The sequence below is a fragment of the Guyparkeria halophila genome (assembly GCF_034479635.1).
Lineage (GTDB): Bacteria > Pseudomonadota > Gammaproteobacteria > Halothiobacillales > Halothiobacillaceae > Guyparkeria > Guyparkeria halophila.
The window spans coordinates 1,644,513-1,666,342 of record NZ_CP140153.1; the positions used below are offsets into that span (position 1 = coordinate 1,644,513).

The 21,830-nt window shown below is 65.2% G+C and carries 15 protein-coding genes; 6 read left to right on the forward strand and 9 right to left on the reverse strand.

From position 1 onward, the window contains the following. The first annotated feature begins 143 nt into the window (after positions 1 to 143). Complete coding sequence (locus tag SR882_RS07470) at positions 144 to 1,109, forward strand: MBL fold metallo-hydrolase (RefSeq protein ID WP_322520628.1); 966 nt, start codon at positions 144 to 146, stop codon at positions 1,107 to 1,109. Positions 1,110 to 1,213: 104 nt separating this feature from the next. Here SR882_RS07470 and SR882_RS07475 read toward each other — a convergent pair whose 3' ends face one another. The 4 genes from SR882_RS07475 to SR882_RS07490 all read right to left on the reverse strand — a co-directional run bounded on the left by SR882_RS07475 (position 1,214) and on the right by SR882_RS07490 (position 3,911). Further along, complete coding sequence (locus tag SR882_RS07475) at positions 1,214 to 1,465, reverse strand: hypothetical protein (protein WP_322520629.1); 252 nt, start codon at positions 1,463 to 1,465, stop codon at positions 1,214 to 1,216. Next, positions 1,458 to 2,123 carry a hypothetical protein gene (locus SR882_RS07480; protein WP_322520630.1) on the reverse strand — a complete coding sequence of 222 codons (666 nt, stop codon included), beginning with the start codon at positions 2,121 to 2,123 and terminating at the stop codon, positions 1,458 to 1,460. The genes SR882_RS07475 and SR882_RS07480 overlap by 8 nt, the downstream gene beginning before the upstream one ends. Positions 2,124 to 2,184: 61 nt before the next feature. Then, entirely contained in the window at positions 2,185 to 2,913 is a 729-nt protein-coding gene (locus tag SR882_RS07485; protein ID WP_322520631.1) for a pirin family protein, read from the reverse strand. After that, positions 2,910 to 3,911, reverse strand: a complete 1,002-nt coding sequence (locus SR882_RS07490; RefSeq protein ID WP_322520632.1) for a glutathione S-transferase family protein — start codon at positions 3,909 to 3,911, stop codon at positions 2,910 to 2,912. Before SR882_RS07490 ends, SR882_RS07485 begins: the two co-directional genes overlap by 4 nt. 249 nt (positions 3,912 to 4,160) lie before the next feature. Here SR882_RS07490 and SR882_RS07495 point away from each other — a divergent pair, with 249 nt between their 5' ends. Both SR882_RS07495 and SR882_RS07500 read left to right on the forward strand, forming a co-directional pair. Further along, a complete protein-coding gene (locus SR882_RS07495; RefSeq protein WP_322520633.1) occupies positions 4,161 to 5,411 on the forward strand; it encodes a YeeE/YedE thiosulfate transporter family protein in 1,251 nt (416 codons plus the stop codon). Between the two features lie 298 nt (positions 5,412 to 5,709). After that, positions 5,710 to 7,944, forward strand: coding sequence for a choice-of-anchor F family protein (locus SR882_RS07500; protein WP_322520634.1), 2,235 nt, complete (start codon positions 5,710 to 5,712; stop codon positions 7,942 to 7,944). Between the two features lie 162 nt (positions 7,945 to 8,106). On the opposite strand, the gene SR882_RS07505 is transcribed toward SR882_RS07500, so the two are convergent. Next, positions 8,107 to 8,784, reverse strand: coding sequence for a hypothetical protein (locus SR882_RS07505; protein WP_322520635.1), 678 nt, complete (start codon positions 8,782 to 8,784; stop codon positions 8,107 to 8,109). Positions 8,785 to 8,942: 158 nt separating this feature from the next. Here SR882_RS07505 and SR882_RS07510 point away from each other — a divergent pair, with 158 nt between their 5' ends. Beyond that, positions 8,943 to 10,748, forward strand: a complete 1,806-nt coding sequence (locus SR882_RS07510; RefSeq protein WP_322520636.1) for a Na/Pi cotransporter family protein — start codon at positions 8,943 to 8,945, stop codon at positions 10,746 to 10,748. Between the two features lie 122 nt (positions 10,749 to 10,870). On the opposite strand, the gene katG is transcribed toward SR882_RS07510, so the two are convergent. Next, on the reverse strand, positions 10,871 to 13,090 hold the full coding sequence (katG, locus tag SR882_RS07515; protein ID WP_322520637.1) for a catalase/peroxidase HPI: 2,220 nt from the start codon (positions 13,088 to 13,090) through the stop codon (positions 10,871 to 10,873). Positions 13,091 to 13,485: 395 nt separating this feature from the next. Between katG and SR882_RS07520 the strand changes: the two genes are divergently transcribed. Next, positions 13,486 to 14,949 carry a phospholipase D family protein gene (locus SR882_RS07520; RefSeq protein WP_322520638.1) on the forward strand — a complete coding sequence of 488 codons (1,464 nt, stop codon included), beginning with the start codon at positions 13,486 to 13,488 and terminating at the stop codon, positions 14,947 to 14,949. A gap of 16 nt (positions 14,950 to 14,965) precedes the next feature. Here SR882_RS07520 and SR882_RS07525 read toward each other — a convergent pair whose 3' ends face one another. Further along, the gene (locus SR882_RS07525) at positions 14,966 to 15,850 is read right to left on the reverse strand and encodes an ABC transporter substrate-binding protein (RefSeq protein WP_322520639.1); all 885 of its coding nucleotides are present in this window, start codon (positions 15,848 to 15,850) and stop codon (positions 14,966 to 14,968) included. A gap of 39 nt (positions 15,851 to 15,889) precedes the next feature. After that, positions 15,890 to 17,893, reverse strand: a complete 2,004-nt coding sequence (locus tag SR882_RS07530; protein WP_322520640.1) for a protein-L-isoaspartate(D-aspartate) O-methyltransferase — start codon at positions 17,891 to 17,893, stop codon at positions 15,890 to 15,892. Between the two features lie 218 nt (positions 17,894 to 18,111). On the opposite strand from SR882_RS07530, the gene SR882_RS07535 reads away from it, so the two are divergent. Continuing rightward, positions 18,112 to 19,305 (forward strand): ammonium transporter, encoded by a 1,194-nt coding sequence (locus SR882_RS07535; RefSeq protein WP_322520641.1) that lies wholly within the window; start codon positions 18,112 to 18,114, stop codon positions 19,303 to 19,305. A gap of 23 nt (positions 19,306 to 19,328) precedes the next feature. On the opposite strand, the gene SR882_RS07540 is transcribed toward SR882_RS07535, so the two are convergent. Next, positions 19,329 to 21,701 carry a diguanylate cyclase domain-containing protein gene (locus SR882_RS07540; protein ID WP_322520642.1) on the reverse strand — a complete coding sequence of 791 codons (2,373 nt, stop codon included), beginning with the start codon at positions 21,699 to 21,701 and terminating at the stop codon, positions 19,329 to 19,331. Between the last annotated feature and the right edge of the window lie 129 nt (positions 21,702 to 21,830).

Genomic DNA, 21,830 nt, shown 5'->3' on the forward strand with positions numbered 1-21,830 from the left:
CCTTGCTCATTTGCAGTTGCCATCTCGGGGGATGCCACCTTGGTTCGAGCTTAGCACCGGCCGAGAATCCGTTGGCGGAACCTTTACGCAAATATTCGGTCCATCGAATGTATACTTGGGCGCCGCCCTCACAGGAGACCCCCATGCAACGACTCACTGCCCTGCTTGCCGGCACCCTTTCCATGCTGGCCGGCACCCTGGCCCTGCTGGCCACGACCCTCGGTCATGCCGATGCCGAGACCCTCTACCAGCCAACCGCCGAGCCGGTCACCGATTCGGTGTACGCCATCATCGGTCCGACCGATGCGCGCACCTATGAGAACCACGGCATGAATGCCAACTACGGGGTGATCGTGACCGATGAGGGTGTCATCCTGATCGATTCCGGCCCGGGCGCCTTCAGCGGCCCCAATATCGAGCGGGCCGTCGCCGCGGTCAGTGACCAGCCGATCCGCTGGGTGATCAATATCGGCGTACAGGACCATCGCTGGCTGGGCAACGACTATTTCAAGAAACAGGGGGCGGAGGTGATCGCCTTCGAGGCGACGGTCGAGTCGCAGAAGGCATTCGCCGACCAGCACATGGAAGGCCGCCTGCCCGAGGCGCTGGGCGAACGCTTCGAGGGCACCCAGCCGGCCTACGCCGACCGCCTGCTCGAAGGCGACACCGCCAGCATTACCCTGGGTGGCACCGAGCTCGAACTCTCGCTCACCAACGCCCACTTTCCGGGGGACGCGATGGCCTATCTGCCGCAAAGCGACGTGGTGTTTACCGGTGACCTAGTCTACGTCGACCGGTTGCTGGGCATCCACCCGTGGTCGAACCCCAAAAATGGACTGGAGGCCTTCGCTCGACTCGACGCAATCGACCCGGACCACGTCGTCCCGGGCCACGGCCGCGTCAGTGACATGGAGCGCGCGCGACGCGACTCCGGCGACTACTACGACTTCCTGGTCAACACGATCGGCGAGGCGGCTCGCAACTTCGAGGCCATGAGCGAGGTGATGAATGCCCACCAGGACATGGAGCAATTCAAGCACCTCGAACACTACGACAGCTGGCACGGCACCAACATGAACCGCACCTTCATCCTGTTCGAAGGCATGTAACGCGAACGGCAAGCCGCCCACCATTGGATCGGTGGGCCGCCTGCAACCGAAAAAAAACGGGGCATGCGCCCCGTTTTTTTGTGCCTTCTTCTTCCCGCTCGGTTTCAGTCCGACACAGGACGGGCCATCTCGATCCGGCCCACGGCCAGCCGTTCATCGCCGTCAAGGATCACCCAGTCCTCGCCGTGATCGGTAGCCACGTCGATCACCCTGACACGCCGCCAACGGCCATCCACATGAACCTCGGCGTGGCGCTGGTGCAGCGCGGCGGCCTCGAGCACATCGAGGATGCCGCAGCGAAAATCGACGTCGGAGGACCCGGGGCCAGACTCGTCAACCATGCGGTTGTCAGCCATGGAAGGCCATAGCGCCCGAGCGTCGATCAATCAGGTACAGCCCCAGGGCCACCAGGAACAGTACCGGCAAGGCCGATTCCATGCCCTCCTCCAAGGCGAGCATCACCATGTCGATATTCTCCGGCAGGGTAATGTCGAATTGCACCCGCAGGATCGACGGGCCGCGATCGACCGCCTTGAGAAGCGGCGAGATCGCCACCGCGAACAGCGCCAGCCACCCCCAGGGACGACGCCAGCCACCGCGGGCGAACACCTCGCGCCCACCCAGCACCAGCAGCCAGATCAGCGTGATCGTCAGTCCCACCGCAACGGCACCCGCGATCAGCTTTTCGGCCATGGGCACGCCGGCCATCTGGTAATAGTCCGACTTGAACAGGCTGTCGGTGGTGAACTTCTTGTGCCAGCCCTCTTCCCGGGCCGCCAGCGCGGCGGCAACCACGGCCATGCCGATCCGCTTACCAAGCCCGATCGGTCGCGCGAACAGCAGCACCGCCGCCAATACCAGCCAAAGCACCGCACTGAGATCCTCGAACCAGCCCGTTTCGCTGAACAAGACATCGGCGCGCTCGGCAGGCAGAACGAGACCCAAGTAGACAAGCCAAGCGGCGTAGGCCACCAGCACCAAGCCTGTCAGGGCAACGAGGGAACGTTGATTCATGGAACGGTCATCCAAAAAATCGCCATGCTACCCAGCCGCGCGCGGAGCGGCAATGCGACGATCAATCCACATAGGGACCGCGCTGGCGGATCGGCTCGCCGTGTGGATGGCCGGCGACCACCATCAACTCGCTGCCCTCACTCGCCTCCAGCTCGATGCGCGCCTCGCCCTCCAGGAAGGCGGCCTGCGCCACGGCGAGCGTCTGGCCATTGACCCGCACGGCCCCGTCCTTGAGATAGACGATCGCCCGCCAGCCGGCCGGCGGTTCGATGGCATGCCGACCGCCGGCATCCAGCATCACGTGGCGGTACAGCGCGTCGGTCTTCAGGGAGACTCGACCGCCCTCACCGGCAATGCGCCGCTCGCGTCCGCCGTCGAACGCCACCTCGGGCACGGTCTCGGCAGGGGCCTCCTCGTAGGCCGGTTCGCTGGCCTTCAGTCGACGCGGCAGGTTCACCCAGAGCTGGATACCGCTGGTGGTCTCTTCGACCGAGGGCATTTCCGAGTGGACGATGCCGGAGCCGGCCGTGAAACGCTGGGCCCCGCCCGGCCCCACGGTCGAGACATTGCCCAGGTTGTCGCGGTGCTCGATCTCGCCACTGAACAGGTAGGTAATCGCCTCGAAGCCGCGATGGGGGTGCTCGGGAAACCCCGTGCCCGCGCCAAGCTCGAAGTGATCGAACATCACGAACGGATCGAAGTTCATGAACGTCGGCAACGGCAGGTGCCGCTTGACCCGCGCCCCGGCGCCCTCGGCCATCACGGTGGCATGCCGAATCTCGATGCTCACAGCAGCACCTCGCGCTCATCGCGATGCACACCCCGATGGTGGGGTTGGTCGAAGGCGATCTTCGGTCCACGCGGCACGATCCCCGTCGGGTTGATCCAGTCGTGGCTGACGTAATAATGGTGCTTGATGTGGTCGAGCCGCACCGTCTCGGCCACGCCGGGCCACTGGTACAACTCGCGGGTAAACGCCCACAGGTTGGGGAAATCCGTCAGCCGGTGACGGTTACACTTGAAGTGGCCGTAGTAGACCGCATCGAACCGCACCAGGGTGGTGAACAATCGCCAGTCCGCCTCGGTGATCCGCGCCCCCGTCAGGAAACGTTGCCGGGAGAGACGTTTCTCCAGCTCGTCGAGCGTCTCGAACAACCGGTCGAACGCCGCCTCATAGGCATCCTGCGTGGTCGCGAACCCCGCCCGGTAGACCCCGTTGTTGACCTGCTCGTACACGGTGGCGTTGATCGCATCGATCGCCTCGTGCAATTCCGTCGGGTAGTAATCGTCACGATTACCGGTCAGGTCATCGAACGCCGAATTGAACATGCGGATGATCTCGGACGACTCGTTGTTGACGATCGTCTGGCGCTGCTTGTCCCAGAGCACCGGCACGGTAACGATGCCGCTGACCTTGGGGTCCGCACGGGTGTAGAGCTGATGGAGGTGATGCGCACCCATCTGGCTGTCCGGGGTGGTGCCGGGGAAGTCACCGAAGTGCCAGCCCTCCGCGCGCATGTGCGGATGGACCACGTCCACGCTGATCAAGTCCTCGAGCCCCTTGATCGCGCGAAAGATCAGGGTGCGATGCGCCCAGGGACAGGCGTAGGAGACGTACAAGTGGTACCGCCCGGCCTCGGCGGGAAAGCCGCCCTCGCCACTCGGTCCCGGCGAACCGTCGGGCGTGATCCAGTGACGGAACATCGAGTCCTTGCGGACGAATTCGCCGCCCTCGGTTTCCGATTCGAACCAATCGGTGTGCAACTTCCCCTCGACCAGCAGACTCATCACTTCCTCCGTTCCCATGTCCCACCGGGGTTCTCCCCGAAATCAAGCGCCGGAGTATGGACCAAACACAGCATCATGTTGTCGCACTATTCATGATCGGTCATTCAATTCCGTCACACCTTTCCCAGGCTCACCCGACCACCCGACTTATGCCCCGATCACGAGATTCTGTGGCGAAAACAACGTCCTGACGGGCATTTGGCCCTACCATGAAGGCTCATCCGCTTTCCACGACTCGACGACCGCCTCATGCCCCTGCTGTTCGACAATCCCTGGCTCACCCTGCTGGCCGGCGCCGCACTCGTCGGACTGGCCTTCGGCGCCATCGCCGCGGCCACCCGCTACTGCAATATGGGGGCGGTCTCCGACTGGGTCCTGACCGGTGACCCGGGGCGGATGCGCGCCTGGCTGCTGTCGATCGCTGTAGCCGTCGCGGGCGTCGCGTTGCTGGAGGCCGGCGGGGTGTTCGATCTGGACCAGACCCGGGTCAACTATCGTGCCGCCGAGTTCCCTTGGCTTCGCTACCTGCTCGGGGGACTGCTGTTCGGCGTGGGCATGGTGCTGGCGGGCGGCTGCACGACCAAGACGCTGGTCAACATCGGCCAGGGCGACATGAAATCGCTGTGGGCCTATGTCGTGGTGGGCATCACCGCCGCCGTGCTGCTGTATTGGTCCGAGGCGCGCTGGTTCATCGATCAGACCCTGGCCTGGCCACAACTGAGCTTCGAGACCGTGGGCATAGCCCACCAGGACCTGGGCGCCCTGCTCGCGGGCATCCCCTGGGGCGGCACACGGGAACACTGGCGACTGGCCACCGCCCTGACCGTGACTGCCGGGCTGATCGCCTGGCTGTGGCGGATGGACCACGGGCAGCGCATGCGGCGTGCCGACCTGATCGGCGGGCTGGGCATCGGCCTGGTGATCACCGCCGGCTGGCTGTGGACCGGCTCACCGGCGGGGCAGGCCCTGATGGGCGAGGCGGCACTGGCCTTCGAGCCACCCAAGGGCACCGGCACCCAGTCGCTGAGCTTTGTTGCCCCCGCCGCCGAGGTGCTACGACTCGCCGAGTCACCGGCGTTGGGCCTGGTCACCTTCGGCATGGTGGCGATGCTCGGGGTGATCGTCGGCGCCGGCATCTGGGCCGTGTTGCGCGGCCATTTCCGCCTCCAGGGCTTTCGCGCCTGGTCGCAGTTCGCCTCCTACTCGGCCGGCGGGCTGCTGATGGGCGCGGGCGGGATCATCGCCATGGGCTGCTCGGTCGGCCAGGGGCTTTCGGGCACATCGACGCTCGCCGTGGGAAGCCTGATCGCGGTGGGCGGCATCGTGCTGGGCGCATTCGTGACGCTCAAGATCATGCTCTACCGTGCGCTCTATCCGGAAAGCCGCCGGCGCTCGCTGGCCTGCGCGCTACTGGCCGACCTGCGCCTGATCCCACGCCGTTGCCACCCCTTCCGCGACGAGGCTCCCACCGGCGAACGTCCTGCCGGCTGCTCACGCTAGCCCTACCGCAAAGCCCGAACTGCTCCTTTTTGGAGCAAAAAACCATTCCGTACCGGGCACCCCGGCCCAAACTCGGCGTTCTCACGCACCCGCGCAACCGCCTCGTTTTGGTGCGCCGAGAGAATGAGCGCACCAAATGAATACCGCTCATACTAATAATAAGCCACGTCCATAAGCATGCTCTGATAAAGAAAAAACTTTGAATGCATAAATAGCTGTTCTGGGCGTATGTTTTGCGGAATTATTTCCTTGACCAAGGGCAACTCCAGACCCGAGGCGCGCCAAGGAAATGAATCCTATGAAAAACGTGAGCCGGTTTCGCAGAACCTTCCTCTCCGCCTTTGTCGCCATGAGCTGCTCCGCAATTGCGGTGCAACTTCAGGCGGGGGAAGTACTTGATCTCGATTACACCACCGGTGACGGCTTTGTCTTTTACGACGAGGCCGACGGCCTGTTTGAGCCGGGCCTGAAAATCATTACCGGGCAGGAGAACAACGACGAGGCCAACGGCACCACACCGTCCGAGGCATTAAACTGCATCCTCTCCAACCGGCTTGGGGTGACTTGCGGCGGCGAACCGCGCTCGAGCAAGCGAGTCAAGAACCACCTGACCGGCATGGGGGCGTTCGACACGGTCTACACCACCGCCCCGACCGGCGGCACTACCGAATACTTCAATTTCGGCAAAATCACCAACGACACCGGCGCCCGCCTCACCGGTTTCAAGGTGATCGTCGGCACGGGCACCGGCAGCGACTTCGTCGCCGCAGACAACTCCAGCCTGGCTGGCCTGCTGAACATGGATGACATCGACGGCGACAATCAGGATCCGCGAGCCCAGGTACCTTGCGGCCTGTTCGGCAACAACTGCGCCAACACCGGCCAGGTCGGTTACTTCGACACCAACGGCAGCAACGACGGCTTCGCCTTCGTCCTCGACGGCACCGACACCCTGGTTGCGAGCACCCTCGGTGGTGACTACCTGACCATCGTCGGCGACGGCCTGCTTTCCTCGAACCAGGTGCCGGACGGCCTGTTCCTGGATGACGGCGACCCGAACACCGAGGATGAACTACTCTACTGGTACACCGGCACCGAGTGGCGCGACGGCGACAACAACACCGTCGACCAGGCGACCATCGATGCGGCGAAGGCCCAGTCGAACACCTACGTGTCCGAGATCGAGGACATGGCGAACGTCAACCTCAACTACTCCTTCGACATTGCCGACATCAACGGCTTCACCGTTCGCTTCGTGCCGGTCTTCTCGCCGATCGTCACCGTCGCCGCCTCCCAGTACCAGTTCGGTGTCGCGGCGGGTCTCGACAGCAGCGAGATCGCCTTCCTGGATGCCGATCCCGAGTACGCCACCATCATTAGCGACGTGCTTGCCCTGCCGACGACCGCCGAGCAACAGCAGGCGCTCGAGCGCATCGGTACCAGCTACCTGCGCAACTTCGGCACGCAGTCCTTCCTGATCGGTCGCGACCAGTTCGACCAGGTGCTCAGCCACCTCGCGCGTGCTCGCATGGGCATGACCAGCACGGCCAGCGGGCAGATGAACGCCAGAGCCACCTCCGTCGAGGACATCAGCGCGATCCGTCTGGCCTCGGCCGACTCCTCGCCGCAGGCGCTCGCCGGCCTGATGGCAGGCACCGGCTCGGACGGCAGCATGGCGATCACCGATCGCTTCTCGCTGTTCTTCGGCGGCAGCATCTCGCAGGGCGAGATGGACAGCACCAGCAACGGCGCGGGCGCCGACTACGACGGCTACAGCCTCACCGGTGGCGCGGACTATCGCTTGTTCGAGAACACCCGACTGGGTGCGGCCATCGGTTACGGCGAGAACGATGCCAGCGTGGTCGACGGACGCGGCGACCTGACGGTCGACGGCACCACCGCCATGCTCTATGGCAGCTACGGCGAGGAGACCGGTGTGTTCGTCGACGCGGTGGCCGGCTACTCGTGGCTCGACTACGATAACGACCGCTACATCGTCTTCGGCGACTATAACCGCATGGCCGAAAGCGGTACCGACGGCACCCAGAAGAGCTTCACGCTCGGCGGTGGCTACAACGTCGAGTTGGGCCGCTTAATCGTCGGGCCGAGCGCACGCTTCGAGTACCACAACCTTGATGTGGATGGCTACGAGGAAACCGGTGCCGGTGTGCTCTCGATGTCGGTCGAGGACATGGAATTCAAGTCCCGTACCATGTGGTTCGGTGGCCAGGTCGCCATGCCGATGGAACTGGACAACGGCGGCTCGATCCGCCCGCACGCCTCGCTGCACCTGGTGAAGGAACTCGAGAATAGCGGTAACTCGGTGCAAACAAACTTCACCGGCGGCACCCTGCCCTTCAGCACCCCGCTTGACGGTCGTGACGACGAGTACTTCCGCGCCGGGCTGGGTCTGGATGCCAACTTCACCTCGTTCGGTCAGCCGATGACCGTGTCGCTCAGCTACGACGGCACACTCGACAACGACGACTACGACGAGCACCGCGGCAGCGTCAGCGTCAGCATGTACTTCTGACACGTCGCTCGCTCAAAGGAAAAGCCCTTGCCATCTCGGCAAGGGCTTTTTTTGTTCAGGTGCATATAACCCGAAGACAATCAATCACTGAGCGACGTCAGCCAGGGCGCCGTCTCTCGATGGGCTTTGCCCGTAAGTTTTTGCGGAAGATTAAGAGCGCCATCACGGCGCGATCCACAGCAGTGGCGCGCGACCATCGGCAAACACCCGTTCGGCCAATGCCGGCGGATAGTCCAGCGAAACTCGAGCGTTGGCCTCGAGCACTTGCGGCTCACCCCACTCGATATCGTCCTCGGCAGGCTCACCTTGGCCGTCGTAACGGGCCAACCGGTAGCCGAATGGTTGCTCCTCGTTGTTGACCAAGGTCAGTCGCGTGGTGATCTCGGGTTGACCCTCAAGTCCGGCCTGTTCGCGCACCCGCTCGATGTTGCCCTGCACGTAGGGCGGCAAGCCGAGGGACAAAATCCGGTCATGGAGCTTGATATTGACGTGCGAGAGGCCACTGAATGCCGCATCCGGCATGGCGTCGAACACGATCATGTTGCGGAACGTCGTCACCGCACCCGCGTCGGTCTGGCGACAGGAGCGGTAGCGCGTGTCCGGGAACACCCCGGAGAGCACCCAGGTCGTCCAGCCCGCGCTACCCTCGCGTTCCATGCTTCGGGTGCCGCGGTCGCAATCCTCGCTGCGTACCTGACTGGTAGCAAACAGCCCTTGCGTCTCGCGCTCGCGGATGTCGCCGATCTCGAGCTCGGCCTCGACCTCGGCCTGGCAGCCGGTCAGCAAGGGGGTCAGACCCATGCCGGCGAGAAGCAGGGGAATCAGGACAATACGTCGCATGGTTCAGTCTCTCGGGGTTTGCCCACCCACACGGGCTCACCGGGTGTGCAGGGGGTGCGGATCCAATCAGGGGATCGAAGTCTAGCACTCGGTCGGAGAGTCATTGATGCGCGCAAACGCCACGGGATGGCCGACACACCCGGCGCAAGATGGCTATCATGAACGGCATGAACCTCCATCTGGCACTCACCTTCCTCGGCGGCGTCGGCCTGTTCCTGTTGGGCATGCGCCTGATGACCGATGGCCTCAAGGTCGCCGCCGGTGACGCGCTGCGCGAGATTCTGGCCCGCGGCACGGCCACTACCCCCCGCGGCATCATCTCGGGGATCGGCATCACGGCGGTGGTGCAGTCGTCCTCGGCGGTGATCTTCGCCACGGTCGGCTTTGTCAACGCGGGGCTGTTGACGCTGTTCCAGGCCATCGGGGTGATCATCGGCAGCAATATCGGCACCACCGCCACCTCCTGGCTGGTGGCGCTGGTCGGCTTCAAGGTCGACCTGCAGGCCCTGGCCCTGCCGGCCGTGGCCATCGGCATGCTGCTGCGCGTGACCGGTCAGGGCAAGCGGCGGGCGTATCTTGGCGACGCGCTGACCGGCTTTGGCATCTTCTTTCTGGGCCTGGATGTCCTGAAGGCGAGCTTCGGGGATTTCGGCGAGGGCTTCGACCTCGCCGAGCACACCGGCAACGGCGTGTGGAGCCTGCTGATGTTCACGGCCATCGGCGTGATCATGACCGTGGTGATGAACTCGTCGAGTGCCTCGCTGGCGATCACGCTGACGGCCGCCGGCACCGGCCTGATCCCGCTGACTTCGGCTGCCGCCATGGTGATCGGCGCGAATGTCGGCACCACCTCCACCGCCCTGTTCGCGGTGATCGGCGCCACCTCGTCGGCCAAGCGAGCGGCAATGGCCCACGTGCTGTTCAACGTGGTGGTCGGCATCGTGGCGTTCATCGGCCTGCCCGCCCTGCTCTGGCTGGTCGCGCAGGCCACCCAGTTGATGCGTCTCGAACCGGGACCGGCCACCTCGCTTGCCATCTTCCATACCACCACCAAACTGTTGGGCATGGCGATCTTCTGGCCACTGACGCCCCGGCTGGTCGGATTTCTCGAACGCCGATTCCGCAGCGCCGAGGAGGACGAAGGCCAACCACGCCACCTGGACCGCAACATCGCCAGCACCCCGGACCTCGCGCTTGACGCGCTGAACATGGAGTTGAAGCGCATTGGCGAGATCGCACGCCGCGGCGCCCGCGACGTGGTGAGCATGGAAGGCTCGGCGGCCATCGCGCGCCTGAGGCAGGATCGTGCGATCGTCGACCGGCTGATTCTCGCCACCGCCGAGTTCAGCAACCGCGCCCAGTACGGCGACATACCGGCCTCGATTGCCGACGGCTTCCCACTGGCCATGCGCATTGGCCGCTACTACGGCGATATCGTCGAGCACGTCGAGGAGATTGCGAAACTCGAAGCCACGCTGTCGAGCCCGACCGATCCGGCGATTAGCGAGGCGCTCACCGAATTCCGGCGCGAGACCGCGCACTTCCTCGCCCTGGCCGACCCGGACGCCGAGGGCTTCGAGATGAAGCCGATCAAGCATGCGATCAAGGACTTCGCCGACGATTACCAGTCACTCAAGAACCTGCTGCTGCGGGCCGGCGCCGATGATCGTCTGCCCGTGCGTCAGATGGTCGCCCGCCTGGATGAGCTCAGCCACGTCCGACGTATCGTCGACCAGGCCTACAAGGCGGCCAAGTACACCCGTCGGCTGCGCAAGCAGCTCTACCAGCACCGCGACGAGCCGCCGACCACCGAGGACAGCGACACCTACCGGGACGAGGCCGTGATGGAGATGACCGGCGCCCCGACCCCGTCGGCCATCCAGAACGAGGATGAACGAAGCGAGGCGACTTACCGGACAGCCTCCGCGGACGCCGACGAGGCCCAGCCGAAATCACCGGGCTGATCACCGCCGGCGCGGCCCACTCCTTTAGCGGCAACCATAAAAAGGCCACCGACCCCGGGCGGGATCGGTGGCCTTGTTGATGCGGGGCGTGCCCGTCGAGCGTGCCGACGGACTGGACGACCTCAGTCGAGGTCGCAGCGCCCGGCGTTCATCACCTTGTTCCAGGCCGCGACGAAGTCCTTGACGAACTTGTGTTCGGCATCGTCCTGGGCATAGGCCTCGGCGATCGCCCGCAACTGTGAGTTCGAGCCGAATACCAGGTCCAGCCGGGTGCCGGTCCACTTGAGCTCGCCCGTCTTGCGATCCCGCCCTTCATAGACGTCCTCGTCGGCCTCGGTGGGCTGCCAGACGGTGTCCATGTCGGTCAGATTGACGAAGAAGTCGCTGGTCAAGGTGCCGGGCTCGTCGGTGAACACGCCGTGCTTGCTGCCACCGAAGTTGGCATCGAGCACACGCATGCCGCCGACCAGCACGGTCATCTCCGGTGCGGACAGGCCCAGCAACTGGGCACGATCGACCAGCATTTCCTCGTCGGAGACGGTGAACTTGGCGCGACGGTAGTTGCGGAACCCGTCCGCCTCGGGCTCGAGCGGATCGAAGGAATCGGCATCGGTCTGCTCGTCGGTGGCGTCGGTGCGCCCCGGCGCGAACGGCACCTCGACCGGATAACCCGCATCCCAGGCCGCCAGCTCGACGCCTGCCGCGCCCCCCAGCACGATCAGGTCGGCCAGCGAGACGCGCTTGCCGCCGTACTGGGCGTCGTTGAACGCCGTCTGGATGCCCTCGAGGGTCTTGAGCACGCGGGCCAGCTGCTCGGGCTCGTTGACCGCCCAGTCCTTCTGCGGCGCCAGGCGCAGGCGCGCGCCGTTGGCCCCACCACGCTTGTCGGAACCACGGAAGGTGCAGGCCGACGACCAGGCGGTGTACACGAGTTCACGCACGGAAAGCCCGGACTCGAGGATCTGTGCCTTGAGCTCCTCGGCATCCTGCTCGTCGATCAGCACATGGTCGACCGGCGGCACCGGATCCTGCCAGATCAGGTCCTCGTCCGGCACGTCCGGGCCCAGGTAGCAGTCCTTGGGCCCCATGTCGCGGTGGGTGAGCTTGAACCAGGCACGGGCAAAGGCATCGGCGAACTCGGCCGGGTTGTTGTGGAAGTGCTCGGCGATCTTACGGTAGGCCGGATCCTCGCGCATCGCCATGTCGGCGGTGCTCATCATGATGCCGACCCGCTTGTTGGGGTCCTCGGCATCCGGGGCGTGGTCCTTCTCGGCCAGGTTCTTGGGCATCCATTGCCAGGCACCGGCCGGGCTCTTGGTCAGCTCCCAGTCGTAACCGAACAGCACGTCGAGGTAGGTCATGTCCCACTTGATCGGGGTGGGCGTCCAGGAGCCTTCAAGACCGCTGGTGATGGTGTCGCGGCCCTTGCCCGAGCCGTAGCTGCTCTTCCAGCCGAAGCCCATCTCCTCGATCGGCGCGGCCTCCGGCTCGGGGCCGACGGACTCGGCATCGCCGGCGCCGTGGACCTTGCCGAAGGTATGACCGCCGGCGGTCAGCGCCACGGTCTCGTAGTCGTTCATCGCCATGCGCTCGAAGGTCTCGCGGATATCTCGCGCCGAGGCGAGCGGGTCGGGCTCGCCGTCCGGGCCTTCCGGGTTGACGTAGATCAGGCCCATCTGCACGGCGGCGAGCGGGTTTTCCAGCTCGCGATCGCCGGAATATCGGCTGTGCGGCTTGTCGCTGGTGGCAAGCCACTCTTCCTCGGCACCCCAGTAGATATCCTCCTCGGGCGCCCAGATGTCTTCGCGGCCACCCCCAAAGCCGAAGGTCTTGAGCCCCATCGATTCGAGTGCCATGTTGCCGGCCAGGATGTAGAGATCGGCCCAGGAGAGCTTGTTGCCGTATTTCTGCTTGATCGGCCAGAGCAGGCGGCGGGCCTTGTCGAGGTTGGCGTTGTCCGGCCAGCTGTTGATCGGCGCGAAGCGCTGGTTGCCGGTCGATGCCCCGCCACGGCCGTCGGCGGTGCGGTAGGTGCCGGCCGAGTGCCAGGCCATGCGGATCAGGAACGGGCCGTAGTGGCCGTAGTCGGCCGGCCACCATTCCTTCGAGTCGGTCATCAGGTCGACCAGGTCCTTCTTCACCGCCTCGAGATCGAGTTTCCTGAAGGCCTCGGCGTAGTCGAACGCCTCGCCCAGCGGGTTCGACACGGCGGTGTGCTGGTGCAGGATGCCGAGGTTGAGCTGGTTCGGCCACCAGTCCTTGGCGCCACCACCGCCACCGCCCATCTTGGTGCGGCTGCCGTGCATGACCGGACACTTGCCTGCGTTCGCGTTCTCGCCCATTTCCTTTTCCTCGTGGTCTTGGCGGAGCCCACCGGTCGTCGACCGATTCTCCTGTTTCGCTCGTGCGAAAAGCCCCGGCGGGGAAACCCCGTCCGGGAACATCATGGTGACCACGCACGCCCATTCTTTTTGACGGGACGAAATGCCTTGATCACCGACTCAGCTCTCAAAGTAGGCCCCCCACTAACCGGCTGCAAATTGATTTTTCACCGCCTTTTCATAGTGAATGCCTATCAGGCACCCGCGCAGGAGCCGCACCGCTCCCATGACTAAGTCGCGGCCATACTTGGCGGGATTCATCTGCGCCGCGCCACGCGTTGCGTGTAGGATTCCAGGCAGCGAACGGCCAACCCGACGGCCGCGCATCAAACCCGCCTCTCCCGAAGCACAACGCCATGCGCCAACACCGCTACCGTCCCGGCAAACGCACGTTGATGATCCTGCTGTCGATCGGCCTGTTCGCCTGGCTGATTGTCGGCAGCTGGCACGTCTACAAGCCGATGCCGGGTGGGCTGGACGTGGCGACCCCGTGGGTGCCCGCCACGGAGGTGACCTTCCTCGCCGATACCACCTACACCGGCCCCGACGGCAAACGCGTCAGCGACCAGCAGATCTTCGATGCGATTGTCGAGATGGTGGACGGGACAAGGGAACGGCTCGTGCTCGACATGTTCCTGTTCAACGACTTTGCCGGCGAGGTCACTGACGGTCACCGCCCGCTATCGGCCGAACTGACCACGGCGTTGGTCGAACAGAAGCGCCGTCATCCCGATCTCGATGCGGCGCTGATCACCGACCCGGTCAATACCGTCTACGGCAGCATCGACTCCGCCCATCTCGAGCGACTGCGGTCTGCCGGCGTGCGGGTCATCATCACCGACCTGGACCGATTGCGCGATCCCAATCCGCTGTGGTCGGGGCTGTGGCGACTGTGCTGCGGCTGGCTGGAAAGCGAGCCCGGCTCCGGCTGGCTACCCAATCCACTGACCGAGGATCGCGCCTCGACCCTGGCCGCCTGGATGCGATTGCTCAACTTCAAGGCCAACCATCGCAAGACCGTGGTTGCCGACCGGGGCGACAACTGGATCGGGCTGGTCACCTCGGCCAACCCGCATGATGCCAGCAGCCGTCACGGCAATGTGGCGCTGCGGTTCGCCGGCCCCGCCGCCCTCGACCTGCTGTCAACCGAGGCGGCCGCCGCACGCCTCTCGGGGGCCGAACGGGCCATCACCCTGCCCTCGCCTCCCCGAGGCGACTATTTCGAGGCGACCGAGGGGCGCCTGCGTGTGCTCACCGAGGCACGCATCCGTGAGGCCGCCGTGTCGATCATCGAGGCGGCCGAAGACGGCGAGCGACTGGACCTGGCGATGTTCTACCTCGCGCATAGAGAGATCATCGAGGCGCTCAAGCGCGCCGCGGCGCGCGGGGTGAACCTGCGCGTCCTGCTCGACCCGAACCACGACGCCTTCGGCCGACAGAAAAGCGGCATCCCCAATCGCCCCGTCGGCATGGAACTGCATCGGGCGGGCGTGGAGGTGCGCTGGTGCCATACCGATGGCGAGCAGTGTCACAGCAAGCTGCTGCTCCATCACGCCGCTGATGGCTCGGCCCGCCTGCTGCTCGGCTCGGCGAATTTCACCCGCCGCAATCTCGACAACTTCAACATGGAGACCAATGTCGAGTGGCAGGCGCCTCCCAATCACCCCGCGCTTCGCGCGGCCACCGGTTTTTTCGACACCCGTTGGAACAACCCCGATGGCGAGCGTCACAGCCTGCCCTTCGAAGACTACGCCGACGACTCGTCGTGGCGTTATTGGCGCTACCGGGTCATGGAGGCCACCGGGCTGTCGACCTTCTGAGCAGCCGCCGGTCCGGTCAGACCGGCGAGAAGATCGTCTCGAAACCGGTCTGGTCGACTTGGGAAAGGCCCATGCGATGGAACTGCTGCCACATCGCCCGCCAGCGCTCGGCGTCCGGCACGACAGGGGCCACCAGGCGATGGCAGGTGTCCAGAACGATCGCATCCATCAGATCACTTCGTTGTTCGCCGCTAAAGCGGTACCAGAGCTGTTTGGCCTCCTCCGGATCGTCGCGGCAGAGCGTCGCCCCCTCCGAGGCGATGCGCGTGACCGACTCGATCACCTCGGGGTATTCCCGGCGGAAGGCCTCACCGGTAAAGAGTTCGAGCGCCGAGAAGTTGGGCAGTCCCACCTCGACGCTGGAGATCAGACGCGCGGCCACGCCCAGCTCGTGGGCCTCGACCCCTTCGAAGTTCGCAAAACACAGCCACGCGCCATGAAATCCCGCCTGAAGGTTCTTGAGATGCTCGAAACCGGCTGCCTCGATCTGCAGCTGCGATGACTCGAAGCGGATACCCTCGCGTTCGCACCAGCGGGCGACGATCAATCGGGCAAGGTCATCGGTCACCTCGCCGGCCACCGGTGAGGCCACCCGGATCGTTTCGCCGCGCGCGAGCGCCTGCTCGCCTTCCGGCGTCAACATCACCCCGCCCTCGGTCTCGAAGAAACACCCCAGCGCCCGCAGTCCCGGCCGGGCCTCGTCGATCATGTGCAGTGGCTCGTTGCAGGCAAACGCCAGCTTGCCCCTGGCGACGTCGGCGAGACCATCGTAGTGACCCTCGGGCTCGATCAAGGTCAGCTCCAGCCCCGCGTCACGGAACCAGCCCTTCTCGATGCCGGCGATGAATGGCAGGTGGTCCGGGTTGAGAAACCACTCCAGTCCCAGTTCGATCGATTTCATGGGGTCTCCTGATGACGTGATAATGCGTTGGCGAACAGTCTAGAGGCCAAACGGATAGGTGTCGGGGGCACCCGCAAGCTCCCGGCTGTCGAGCGGCGTGACCGCCCGGCTGCGATCAACCCAGACGTACTCGTCGAACTGCGCCGGCAACTCGGCGTGAAAGTAGTGGCTGGCGCGTTCGGTTTCCGGGCGGTAGATCACCCCGACGGCGCGCTCCAGGCGTGGCTCGGCCAGGCCCTCACGCACCCGGGCATCAGCATCCCTGCCCAACGGCAACAGGAAACCGGCCCGCCCGGCCTCGTGGCAGAGACGCTCGTAGCTGTCGGGCAGTGACGCGCGCAGGGTCTTGACCTCCATCGGCTCGTCCCAGTTGGAGGCGGCCGCCACCGTGCCGGTGTCCGTGCCAAAGCCGATCGTGTAGGCGTCATCGCCGAAACGCGCCCGGCACAGCTGGCCGATATTGAATTCGCCGCGGCGCGACATGTCGGTGGCCCGCGCATCCCCGACGTGGGAGTTGTGCGCCCAGATAATGCCCCGGCTACCCTCACCGTGGTGGGCCAGCAGCGTCTCGAGGGTCTCGAACATGTGGCCGTCGCGCAGGTTCCAGGCACTGCGTGAACCGTAGAACATCGAGCGGTAGTACTCCTCGGCATTGGCGACCAGGCGCGCGTTCTGCACCGCGTCGAGAAAGCGATCGCCGTCCTGCTCGGCGTACTGGCGGTGACGTTGCTGCAGGTCGCGCAGCATCTCGACCACCGGGGTCTCGCAGCCGGCATAACCCGGGCTCAGCGACATCCGGGCATAGGCGGCCGGGTCGGGCTCGAACGGGGTCAGGCAACCGTAACGCTCGCGCGCGACGACCGCCGCCACGGGATCGACGTCGTCGAGGTATTCCAGTACCGAGGCGATCGAGTTGTAGAGGCTGTAGAGGTCCAGGCCGTGAAAGGCGACACGCTCGGCGGGCGCCCGATCGGCATTGTGCTCGCGCAGCCAGTCGACAAACCCGCACACCTCCTCGTTGCGCCACATCCAGGTGGGAAACCGGGCGAAGGCGGTCCATTCGGACGGCGGATACTCGGCGTGGCGCACGTAGTGATCGATCCGGGCGGCATCCGGCCAGTCGCCCTCGATGGCGACGAAATCGAAGCCCTTTTGCTCGATCAGCGCCCGGGTAATCCGTTGGCGGGCCCGGTAGAACTCCGAGGTGCCGTGCGTGGCCTCGCCGATCAACACCAGGCGCGAATCACCGATGCGATCCAGCAGGCCGTCCAGCGGCAGGTCGTCGACCGAATCGAACCCCTCGGCCACCTCGGCAATGCGGCGACTGAGCGACTGATCGCGTGTGGAGGTCGTGCGCCGGCCGAACCCCCGCTGCGGACGGGCGCGAGCCTTGTCCCAGCCGGCCTCCCCCAGCAGCGGGACGAAGCGCACATCGGCCAGATCCTCGGCGCGATACTCGTTCTCGCCCAGACGCGTGATCCGCACCAGCTCCTGTGCCTCATCATCCTCGCCCACCGGGATCACCAGTCGGCCGCCAATCGCCAGCTGGCGCTTGAGTTGTTCCGGGACACGGGGGCTCGCCGCGGCCACCATGATGGCATCGAAGGGCGCCGCCTCGGGCCAGCCCAGCGACCCGTCACCCTCGCGCACCTCGACATTCCCAATCCCCTGGTCGCTCAACGCGCGACGCGCCTGGTCGGCGAGCTCACCGATGCGCTCGATGCTGTGCACCGCTCCGGCAATACGCGCCAATAGCGCGGCGGCGTAACCCGAGCCGGTACCCACGTCGAGCACCCGCTCGCCCCCCTGAAGATCGAGCGCCTCGATCATCATCGCGACGACCCAGGGCTGGGTGATGGTCTGGCCGGCGGCAATCGGCAGCGCGGTGTCATCGTAGGCGAACTCGCGCAGATCCCTGGGCACGAACGCCTCGCGTGGCACCTGCCGCATCGCCTCGAGCAACCTCGGCGATCGAACGCCCCGCGCACGCACCTGGTAGTCCACCATCGCCTCGCGACGGGCCTGCTGGTCTGGATCGGTCATCACTCCCCCCGTGGTTAAGGAATACGAGGTGAGGAGAGCATAGCCAATGCGCAACCGAGGGTGCTTGCTTGCGCCCATTGCACCCCGACTGTGCGTTCGCGGGCCTGAATGCACCACCGTGATGCACACACGTCGGGATTATTGCCCCGCCATGCGGCATACGGCCATGGAACGATTCCTGCTCATGGTGCAGTCAGCAATTCTGACGGGAGACTTCGATGGAAACGTTTCAGGACGGTGCGAACACCTTCTTTCTCTTGATCGGCGCGGCCATGGTGCTCGCCATGCATGCCGGCTTCGCCTTTCTCGAGGTGGGCACGGTGCGCGAAAAGAACCAGGTCAACGCCCTGGTGAAGATTATCGGCGACTTTGCCGTCGCGACGATCGCCTACTTCTTCATCGGCTACTCGATCGCCTACGGCATGGACTTCTATGCCGCGGCGGCGGAACTCAACGTCGGCAACGGCTACGAGCTGGTGAAGTTCTTCTTCCTGCTCACCTTCGCGGCGGCCATCCCGGCGATCATCTCCGGCGGCATCGCCGAGCGGGCCAAGTTCTACCCGGTGCTCGCGGCCACCTTCCTGATCGTGGCGTTCATCTACCCGGTCTACGAGGGCATGATCTGGAATGGGCGCTTCGGCCTGCAGGGCTGGCTGGAATCGACCTTCGGCGCCGGCTTCCACGACTTCGCGGGCTCGATGGTAGTGCACGGCATGGGCGGCTGGATCGCGCTGGCCGCCGTCCTGTTGCTGGGCGCCCGCCGCGGTCGCTACAACAAGAACGGCATGGCGGCACACCCGCCGTCGAGCATCCCGTTTCTGGCCCTGGGCGCGTGGATACTGACCGTGGGCTGGTTCGGCTTTAACGTCATGTCCGCCCAGTCGGTCGAGGCGGTCTCCGGCCTGGTGGCGCTCAATTCGCTGATGGCCATGGTGGGCGGCGTGCTCGCCGCGCTGTTCGTCGGACGCAACGACCCGGGCTTCGTCCATAACGGCCCGCTCGCCGGCCTGGTCGCCATCTGTGCTGGCTCGGACATCGTGCATCCGCTCGGTGCGCTCGCCATCGGGGCGATTGCCGGGGCGCTGTTCGTCGCGACCTTCATCCTGACGCAGAACCGCTGGAAGATCGACGACGTGCTGGGTGTCTGGCCGTTGCACGGCCTCTGCGGTGCCTGGGGGGCGATTGCCGCCGGCATCTTCGGTCTCGAGGCGCTGGGCGGCATGGGAGGGGTGAGTATCCTCTCGCAGCTGATCGGCACCGCTGTGGGGATTACCATCGCGCTGGCCGGCGGCTTTCTGGTCTACTGGCTGCTCAAGCGCAGCGTGGGCATCCGCCTGACCGAGGAACAGGAGTTCGAAGGCGCCGACCTGTCGATCCACCGGATCAGCGCCACGCCGCCGAACGGCAGCTGATCACGGGTCGCTCGAACCGCTAATCAGCCCACCTCCGGCCCGGCGGCGCCCTCGCGTCGCCGGGCCTTTTCCTGGTACATGGCCTCGTCGGCGACCTGCAGCAAGGCATCCGCGGTCACGCCATCGGCGGGATAGACCGCCGGTCCAATGCTGACCCTCACGCGAAGCGTGCCTTCCGCCACCGAGACGGGCCGCTCGATCTCCTCGCGCAGCTTCTCCGCCACCATCCGGACATCGTCGGCATCGGTCGGCCGCACCAGCAGCACCGCGAACTCATCGCCGCCCAGACGGGCGACACTGTCCGTCTCGCGGGTCGCCTCCTGCAAGCGGCGCACCAGGGTCACGAGCATCTGGTCACCGACGTCATGACCGTAGGTGTCATTGATTGGCTTGAACCCATCCAGGTCGAGATAGAGCACCGCCGCCAGATCACCATGACGTTCGGCCTCGGCAATCACCCGGTTGAGGCGTTCGTGGAACAGCACTCGGTTGGCCGCCCCGGTGAGTGGGTCGTGATGGGCCCGGTGCCACATGTGCCGCTCACGGTCATGGATGTCGGAGATGTCACTGAACAGACCCACCATGCGCCGCTCGCCCCAATCGAGCGTCAACGCGGTCAACGACAACAGGACCGGGGTACCCGCATCCTGCCGGTCGATCAACGACAGTTCCCCCTCCCAGTAACCCTGCTCGCGTGCCTCACGCCAGGCCACATCGAAATCGTCGGCATCCTCCCGGCCGGTCGCCCGAAAGAGCGTCTGGATCGTCAACGACTCCGCCTCGGTCTCGTCGACCCCGGCAAGACGCCGGAAGGAGGCGTTGCAGCGCTGCAGCCGTCCCTCGGTGTCACAGACGAAGATCGCCTCGTGGGCCGACTCGATGATCGCCTCGGCCTCCAGTCGGGTCTCCGCCAGCTCGCGCTGCTCACTAACATCCTGGACCGTGCCGATCATGCGTCGCCGACCGTCCTCACTGGTCTCGACCACGCCACGCTCGAGCACATGGCGCACCTGCCCATCCGGGCACAGGACGCGGTGCTCGATCACATACGGGGCGTCGGTGGCAAACGACCGACTTGCCGCCTGTTCGACACGCTCACGGTCGGCCGGATGCACCAGCGCCATGAACGACTCGTGTGTGGGACGGAAGGTGCTCGGCGAGACGCCGAAGATGTCGTACACCTGGTCCGACCATTGGATCTCACCTTCCGGCCCGTCCGATTCCCAGCTGCCCAGCCGGGCGATCCATTGCGCCTGCTCAAGGCGCTGATGCTCTGCATGCAGATCGGCCAGCAAACGTGCTCGCATTCGGTTGCCGAGGTAATCGCGGCGGTCGAGCACCACCAACGTGCCGAGCACCAGCAGCAGCAACCCCAGCGCGATCCCTATCTTCAGCCACATCCAGCGCCAGGACATCGCCACGTCGGGCGCACGCTGGTAACGCAGGACCCAGGCGGAGGTATCACCCAGGGTGTTCTCGACCGGCAGGGCCGAGATGACTACCGGGCTCGGGTGCAGGGAAATCAAGGAGAACGGGCGCCCGGCGGCCAATTTCCCGGCAGCCCGTCCGGCAACCGCTGCCTCCAGGGCATCCACCTCGTCCGAGGACCAATCACCCGCCGGTGGCAGCAACGCCGGATTGCTGAAGGGATCGGCCTCCTGATCACGCAGGTAGTCCGGGTGGAGCGGCGTGATTTCGTAGTAACGCTCGCGCGCCTCGCCCCAGACCTTTGCATCGACCAGCGACCGCCGCAGGATCAGCCGATAGAGGCTGTCATCGAGATCGACGTGGTGCATCAGGAAGGTGCGAAACGAGAACGAGGCCTCGACCGAGCCGACAAACTCGCCCTCGAACATCAGCGGATAGATGTGCCGAAAGCCGTTGTATACCCGCCCTTCCTCAAAGCCGAAGACCGGCCGGTGCGTCTCGTTGACCAGCCGCAGGCCGGCCCGCACGTCCCAGAGGTCGTCACCGAACGACGCCGGCCGGTGAAAGCGCAGGAAACTCACCGCGCCGGGCAGATGAAAGTGCAACTGGCGAAAGCCGTTGCCCTTCATGCGCTCGTAGATCGGCAGGAGCCGGGCATGCAGTCGCTCACGCAACCGCGCACGCTCGCTCTCCTGCGTGGTCGTCGCGGCCTGGTGCATCAGTTCGACCACCGCGGGAGTGCGCAGGTGATCGATCACCACCTCCTCGGCCAGCGTGCGCTGGTAACTCTTGAGGAGGTCGTACTCCATGGTCAGGTGACTCAAGGCTTCCTTGCCGAGCGATCGCTTGAGGTCACGATGCGAATCGACGAACGTCCACACCAGCACCGAAAACCCCACCAGCACGGTCAGGATGACCAGCGCATGGCGGAGGTAGAGGCGTCTGATGGGGGTGTGACTCTGCGGCATCCGTCGTCCGTCGGTGATCCGTTGCCAGAAGAAAGATCGGCACCGGATACGAGACGACCCGCCCCGGTGGCTGGCACTGGGACGAGCTTACAACATGTGGGCCGATGGGGCCTGAGCCGACCGGCCGTG

Coding starts and splice junctions, on each gene's coding strand:
- SR882_RS07490 (WP_322520632.1), bottom strand. CDS start 3,911: ATGAGTCTGCTGGTCGAGGGGAAGTTGCACACCGATTGGTTCGAATCG.
- SR882_RS07535 (WP_322520641.1), top strand. CDS start 18,112: ATGGAAACGTTTCAGGACGGTGCGAACACCTTCTTTCTCTTGATCGGC.
- SR882_RS07505 (WP_322520635.1), bottom strand. CDS start 8,784: ATGCGACGTATTGTCCTGATTCCCCTGCTTCTCGCCGGCATGGGTCTG.
- SR882_RS07500 (WP_322520634.1), top strand. CDS start 5,710: ATGAAAAACGTGAGCCGGTTTCGCAGAACCTTCCTCTCCGCCTTTGTC.
- SR882_RS07480 (WP_322520630.1), bottom strand. CDS start 2,123: ATGAATCAACGTTCCCTCGTTGCCCTGACAGGCTTGGTGCTGGTGGCC.
- SR882_RS07470 (WP_322520628.1), top strand. CDS start 144: ATGCAACGACTCACTGCCCTGCTTGCCGGCACCCTTTCCATGCTGGCC.
- katG (WP_322520637.1), bottom strand. CDS start 13,090: ATGGGCGAGAACGCGAACGCAGGCAAGTGTCCGGTCATGCACGGCAGC.
- SR882_RS07475 (WP_322520629.1), bottom strand. CDS start 1,465: ATGGCTGACAACCGCATGGTTGACGAGTCTGGCCCCGGGTCCTCCGAC.
- SR882_RS07530 (WP_322520640.1), bottom strand. CDS start 17,893: ATGACCGATCCAGACCAGCAGGCCCGTCGCGAGGCGATGGTGGACTAC.
- SR882_RS07510 (WP_322520636.1), top strand. CDS start 8,943: ATGAACGGCATGAACCTCCATCTGGCACTCACCTTCCTCGGCGGCGTC.
- SR882_RS07495 (WP_322520633.1), top strand. CDS start 4,161: ATGCCCCTGCTGTTCGACAATCCCTGGCTCACCCTGCTGGCCGGCGCC.
- SR882_RS07520 (WP_322520638.1), top strand. CDS start 13,486: ATGCGCCAACACCGCTACCGTCCCGGCAAACGCACGTTGATGATCCTG.
- SR882_RS07540 (WP_322520642.1), bottom strand. CDS start 21,701: ATGCCGCAGAGTCACACCCCCATCAGACGCCTCTACCTCCGCCATGCG.
- SR882_RS07525 (WP_322520639.1), bottom strand. CDS start 15,850: ATGAAATCGATCGAACTGGGACTGGAGTGGTTTCTCAACCCGGACCAC.